Genomic DNA, 5263 nt, shown 5'->3' on the forward strand with positions numbered 1-5263 from the left:
GCCTACGGCACAGCGACTTGTCCAGGTTGTCTTTTACCCATGTATGATCCTACGGGACCTGATTCTGTGTTATAATTGGCTTTTCTCTTCTATTAAAGATTTTTGTGATAATAAATCATTGTCCCTTTAGGGACAACATATTGGTAGAAAAATAAAAAAAAATCAACCGTGCCTTTAGGTACGGAATAGAAAAGTACCATCGAAAGAGCCAATTATAAAATTATATAGTTATTATTTTAATAAATTGTATATTAGGATGTTATCTTGTTTATCTTCCTTTGAAGGCCAGATCTAATTATCAAAACAGAGATTGAACCGTGCCGTTAGGTTCGGAATATAAAACCTATGGCTAATACCTATACGCAAATACATATCCAGGCAATTTTTGCTGTACAAAACTGGCAAAGCCTAATAAAGTCTGTGTGGGAGGTTGAATTGTATAAATATATCACAGGTATTATCCAGAACAATGGGCATAAAGTGCTACAGGTTAATGGAATGCCTGATCATATTCATGTCCTTTTTGGACTGCGACCAGCACAGGGGTTATCTGATTTGATGAAGCTCGTGAAACAGGACTCGTCAAAATGGATAAATAGTAAAGGAATCTTAAACGGTAGATTTTCTTGGCAAGCTGGATATGGTGCTTTTTCGTATTCCAAGTCTCAGGTGCCACAAGTAATAAAATATATTCAGAACCAGAAAGAGCATCATAAAAAGAGTTCCTTTCAGGAGGAGTATCTAAAGCTGTTAGAAACGCATGAGGTAGAGTTTGACCCTAAATTTATTTTTCAGAATATCAAATAATTGATATTCTGTACCTATAGCACAGCGACTCGTCCATGGGTTGTCTTTTACCCATGTATGTATGGTTCCTACGGGACCTGCTTTTGGGTTATAATCGGCTTTTCTCTTCTATTATAAGTTTTTTGTAATAATAAATCCTTGTCCCGCTAGGGATCACATATTGGTAGAAAGAATAAAGGAAAATCAGACCGTATCTTTAGGTACGGAATATAAACACCCTTAGTAACGAAGATATCACAGAAGTCCAAAAACAATGTTTTCTGAACCATATTCTGTACCTACGGCACAGCGCTTTTGTCGTGATATTTGTTTTACCAATATATATAGTCCCTACAGGACAGAGGGTAATTAAATTTGTCAGCCCTTTTATGATAAAATATTGGTAGAAAAAATAAAGAAAAATCAAACTGTGCCTTTAGGTACGTAAAATAAACAAGTTAATAACGAAGATATCACAGAAGTCAAAAATGAATGTTTTCTGAACCATATTCTGTACCTACGGCACAGCGCTTTTGTCGTGATATTTGTTTTACCAATATATAGTCCCTACAAAAACAGAGGGTAATAAAATTTGTTATCCCTTTAGGGATAAAATATTGGTAGAAAAAATAGAGTAAAATCAAACCGTGCCTTTAGGTACGGAATATAAACAACGTCAGAAGATCTCTCAGTAATTCAAAAACAATGATTTCTGAACCATCTTCTGTACCTACGGCACAGCGCTTTTGTCGTGATATTTGTTTTACCAATATATAGTCCCTACCGGACAGAGGGTAATTAAATTTGTTATCCCTTTAGGGATAAAATATTGGTAGAAAAAATAGAGTAAAATCAAACCGTGCCTTTAGGTACGGAATATAAACAACGTCAGAAGATCTCTCAGTAATTCAAAAATAATGATTTCTGAACCATCTTCTGTACCTACGGCACAGCGCTTTTGTCGTGATATTTGTTTTACCAATATATAGTCCCTACAGGACAGAGGGTAATTAAATTTGTTAGCCCTTTTAGGATAAAATATTGGTAGTAAAAATAAAGAAAAATCAAACTGTGCCTTTAGGTACGTAAAATAAACAAGTTAGTAACGAAGATATCACAGAAGTCAAAAACAATGATTTCTGAACCATCTTCTGTACCTACGGCACAGCGCTTTTGTTATGATATTTATTTACCAATGTTTTGTCCCTACGGGACAGAGGGTAATCAAATTTGTTATCCCTTTAGGGATAAAATAATGGTAGAAATAGTAAAGGAAAATCAAACCGTGCCGTTAGGTACGGCATATATCTGATGAGAAATATATGATGTTGACCCCAATGCCGAATAAAAACCACCATCCAAAAATGTCATTTTAGAAGCCTTTTATTTGTTGCAGTGTCTCCGGATCTCTTATGGGAACACGTATAAGGGTTTGATCCCATGCCAGATTTAAATTGATGAATTTGCGCTGTTCTTCAAAAATTATGGTGAATTGTTCTATCGGGTTTTTCAGCTTTCGAACAGGGATTTCAATGGTAAGCACATCATAATCTGCAACACGCGACGGAAGCTTGTCTGCTGTAATGCCCCAGGGGTACATTTCAGAATTAAATATCACCTTCCAGGAATCTTCCATCGGGATCGTCCATAGGGTGTAGGTGCCGGCGGGAAGCGACGAACCATCTACGAGAATATCTTTTGAAGTTGTAAAGGTGGTAGCTTCGTTTGCCCCTGTTCGCCATACTTCGTTGTAAGGCACCAGGCCGCCGAAGATTTCCCTGTTTTTTTTATAAGGTCTATTGTAAAAGATTTCGAGGTGTAAATCTCCACTATTATATTCTACAGTATCTTCGGGACTATAAGATTTGGTGTTGTTCTTATAAATTATGTAGATAAGCATTACAACCCCCAGGACTACAAATAGTCCGGCGAGCCCTTTTCTAAACGTACTTCGCATAGACTAAAGATAGCTATTTTCCACCGGAAGCTCATATTTTATATCCCGAATAGAAACTATAAAACACGAGGAATTATCAACTTATCGTTTGCTCTGTCTCATTTTAATTAGTGTAAGGAAAAGTTTTATCGGTAGGATTCTTAAAACAGCCTCATTTAGAAATGTACCTAAATGTTAGGTTAGACAGCCTTCAGTTTGCGAACTCGCGGCTGGTTGGAAGGGTCTAAAGCTTCTTCACCAGATTCATACTTCTGGCATTTTTCAACAGCATTCTCAATGGTTTCCTTTTGCTTTTTCAGAAGCTTGAGGATCTCTTTTGGTAAAGCTTTCTTTTCCAGTAATTCATTGTAAAGTTCCAGGTTTCCCTGATCCTTTTTTCTACACTTTTTCAGAAGCTTTAAAGGTTTGGCTTTTACAAGGGCTTTTCTCTCTTCCCGCCAGTCACGATCAAGATTTCCTTTTTGCACCCAATCTCTTGCAGGTTCTATGCCCGCCTGTACCAGTTGTTCCGAAATTTCGTAGCTAAAACGATTCCGGTTTACAGTCTCGTGGTTGAAAAATCGCTTCAGCTCCACTTGCTGTACATCTTCGCTTGCGTTATAGTAAATACGCTCTGCTTCAAAACTCTCTGTAAGCAGCCAGTTCAACTTCTTAAATTTAGAGTAACGATCTTCCATAGTTATCAATTTTATATGCTCGAAGATAACTACAGAAACAGATTATGATCTGCCAATCAATTGTTAAATAGCTGATTTTTAATAGAATATTCAGTAAAATTTAAGAATAAAAAATTAGTTGTTAAGAATTTGAAGTCTTAGAAAACAACTAGAAGTTTACAAACATTTTCTCAAGCACATCTCCTACAAAATATGCTAGAAAGGCAGCTATTCCTCCCAGAAAGAGGGTCTCTAAAATGCCAAAAAAGATGTTCTTTTCGGTGACAATACTCTTTAAACTACCAATTATTGCAAGGGCTGCTGCTGTGAGGATGCAGGAAAAGAGAAAGAGCTCTTCATCAATGGCAGGCCCTCTGCCTGCAAAGAAATATGAAAGCAGTGGGACCGACCCTACTATTACAAAACTAAAAAAGGTCATGCCTGCAGTTTTGTAAGGGGTTTTATCACTTTTCACCATTTCCAGTTCCTCCTTCATCATGGTATCTACCCACACCTCTTTATCCGCTGTAATTACTTCAACCACTTGCTCGAGCAGCTCGCCTTTAAAGCCCTTTGCGGCATAAATTTCACGTATTTCCTGTACTTCCTTTTCCCGAAGATTTTCTACTTCCCAGTATTCTATTTGTTTATGGCGCTCAAAAGTGTCTCTTTCGGCCTTTGTAGAAAAGAAATTGCCCACGCTCATAGAAAAGCCATCTGCAATAAGATTGGCCATTCCCAGAATTACCACAACCTGAATTCCCAAATCTGCACCTTCGGCCCCGGCGACTACGGCAAAGGTGGTAATAGCACCGTCAATACCGCCGTAAACAAATTCGGAAATATAATCTTTATTGAAAAAGAGCATTTTGTTGCCGGAATGAAGTTGTTTTTCCTGCATGGGAATTTAATCTAAAGATTATTCGGGACCATGAGGTTCTCTGCCGGTTTCCATTTCAATTTCTATCTCTACCTGTACATCCTTTTCAAATCGCTTGCCCTTGATCTCATCATGTCTGTGGAATTCGGGAGCCGGGATTTCAAGCTGAACTTTATATTTTCCCTCCTTCGGAATTTTAAAGAATGCGCCGTAATGCAACAGGAACGGATGCCATAAAAATGGAAAATCTGTTTCTATGATGTCCTTCCCCTGGTCATCAAGTACTTTACCGCGGATTTTTAGGCCGGGAATAAAACGTTTATCGTGTTTATCGCGCACCACGATTTCCAGATGCGTGTTAAAGCCTTCTTCGGGCGTATTCCATTTTAATTTCCCGTCTTGCAGCTGGTAGGTGCCTTCAGCTTCTTCTGAAGCAAGGCTAATAATATAATCATCTACCTCTTTTTCGGCATGGTTATCCATTTCTTTCATATAGTCCAGCGCTGCAGAATATGCCTTGCCCTGGTCTTCGGCCAGTTTGATCTTCTTCTCGTTATCTTCAATTTTCATTGGATATTTTTTTAAGGTTGCCCCATGAAGTTAAGGAGCAGCTGAATTTTTTCCTGCCAATATCCTGTTAAAAAGGGAGCTCAAAAATGGCATTTTTAAGACCCCTTAAAAATTTTTTTTCCGAAGAAATAAAGGAATCTATTTACAGTTCTTTTTATAATTTTGCGGAAGGATTTCGAAATCTTCTTTTTTATCTATCTGTATGGGGTAGTGCCTTTAACCTGATGCGGATTTGGTACTTTTCGCCGCAACATGAGCGCTGCAATGGCTGCTGTGATCAATCCGGTGATTGCCGCCCACACCATACTCTGAATAATGTAGTTCTGAGGGTTGAAATAGGCTTCGGCTTCTTCCGGAGTCATTTCTCCTGCTTCCACAGAATATTCGGTGATATGACTGAAGTAGTCGGGTGTG

At 38.2% G+C, this 5263-nt stretch carries 6 protein-coding genes; 1 reads left to right on the plus strand and 5 read right to left on the minus strand.

The features are described from left to right. Positions 1-345: 345 nt before the first annotated feature. Positions 346-807, plus strand: coding sequence for an IS200/IS605 family transposase (gene tnpA / locus ACQ93I_RS16995; RefSeq protein ID WP_431699567.1), 462 nt, complete (start codon positions 346-348; stop codon positions 805-807). A gap of 1351 nt (positions 808-2158) precedes the next feature. On the opposite strand, the gene ACQ93I_RS17000 is transcribed toward tnpA, so the two are convergent. From ACQ93I_RS17000 to ACQ93I_RS17020, 5 genes are all read right to left on the minus strand, one after another. Continuing rightward, positions 2159-2743, minus strand: a complete 585-nt coding sequence (locus ACQ93I_RS17000; protein ID WP_431699568.1) for a DUF2911 domain-containing protein — start codon at positions 2741-2743, stop codon at positions 2159-2161. 179 nt (positions 2744-2922) lie between these two features. Further along, positions 2923-3420, minus strand: coding sequence for a DUF2383 domain-containing protein (locus tag ACQ93I_RS17005; protein ID WP_431699570.1), 498 nt, complete (start codon positions 3418-3420; stop codon positions 2923-2925). Positions 3421-3568: 148 nt separating this feature from the next. Next, positions 3569-4300 carry a VIT1/CCC1 transporter family protein gene (locus tag ACQ93I_RS17010; RefSeq protein WP_431699571.1) on the minus strand — a complete coding sequence of 244 codons (732 nt, stop codon included), beginning with the start codon at positions 4298-4300 and terminating at the stop codon, positions 3569-3571. A gap of 18 nt (positions 4301-4318) precedes the next feature. Then, positions 4319-4849, minus strand: a complete 531-nt coding sequence (locus ACQ93I_RS17015) for an iron transporter (RefSeq protein ID WP_431699572.1) — start codon at positions 4847-4849, stop codon at positions 4319-4321. A gap of 194 nt (positions 4850-5043) precedes the next feature. Then, positions 5044-5263 (minus strand): DUF4199 domain-containing protein (locus tag ACQ93I_RS17020; protein WP_431699573.1); only part of this gene is annotated, 220 nt, incomplete at its 5' end.

It is taken from the genome of Salinimicrobium sp. WS361, assembly GCF_050750585.1.
Lineage (GTDB): Bacteria > Bacteroidota > Bacteroidia > Flavobacteriales > Flavobacteriaceae > Salinimicrobium.

What these genes read in the sequence shown, in the direction of transcription:
- ACQ93I_RS17005 (WP_431699570.1), bottom strand. Translation starts at nt 3,420, where the DNA reads ATGGAAGATCGTTACTCTAAATTTAAGAAGTTGAACTGGCTGCTTACA.
- ACQ93I_RS17015 (WP_431699572.1), bottom strand. Translation starts at nt 4,849, where the DNA reads ATGAAAATTGAAGATAACGAGAAGAAGATCAAACTGGCCGAAGACCAG.
- ACQ93I_RS17010 (WP_431699571.1), bottom strand. Translation starts at nt 4,300, where the DNA reads ATGCAGGAAAAACAACTTCATTCCGGCAACAAAATGCTCTTTTTCAAT.
- tnpA (WP_431699567.1), top strand. Translation starts at nt 346, where the DNA reads ATGGCTAATACCTATACGCAAATACATATCCAGGCAATTTTTGCTGTA.
- ACQ93I_RS17000 (WP_431699568.1), bottom strand. Translation starts at nt 2,743, where the DNA reads ATGCGAAGTACGTTTAGAAAAGGGCTCGCCGGACTATTTGTAGTCCTG.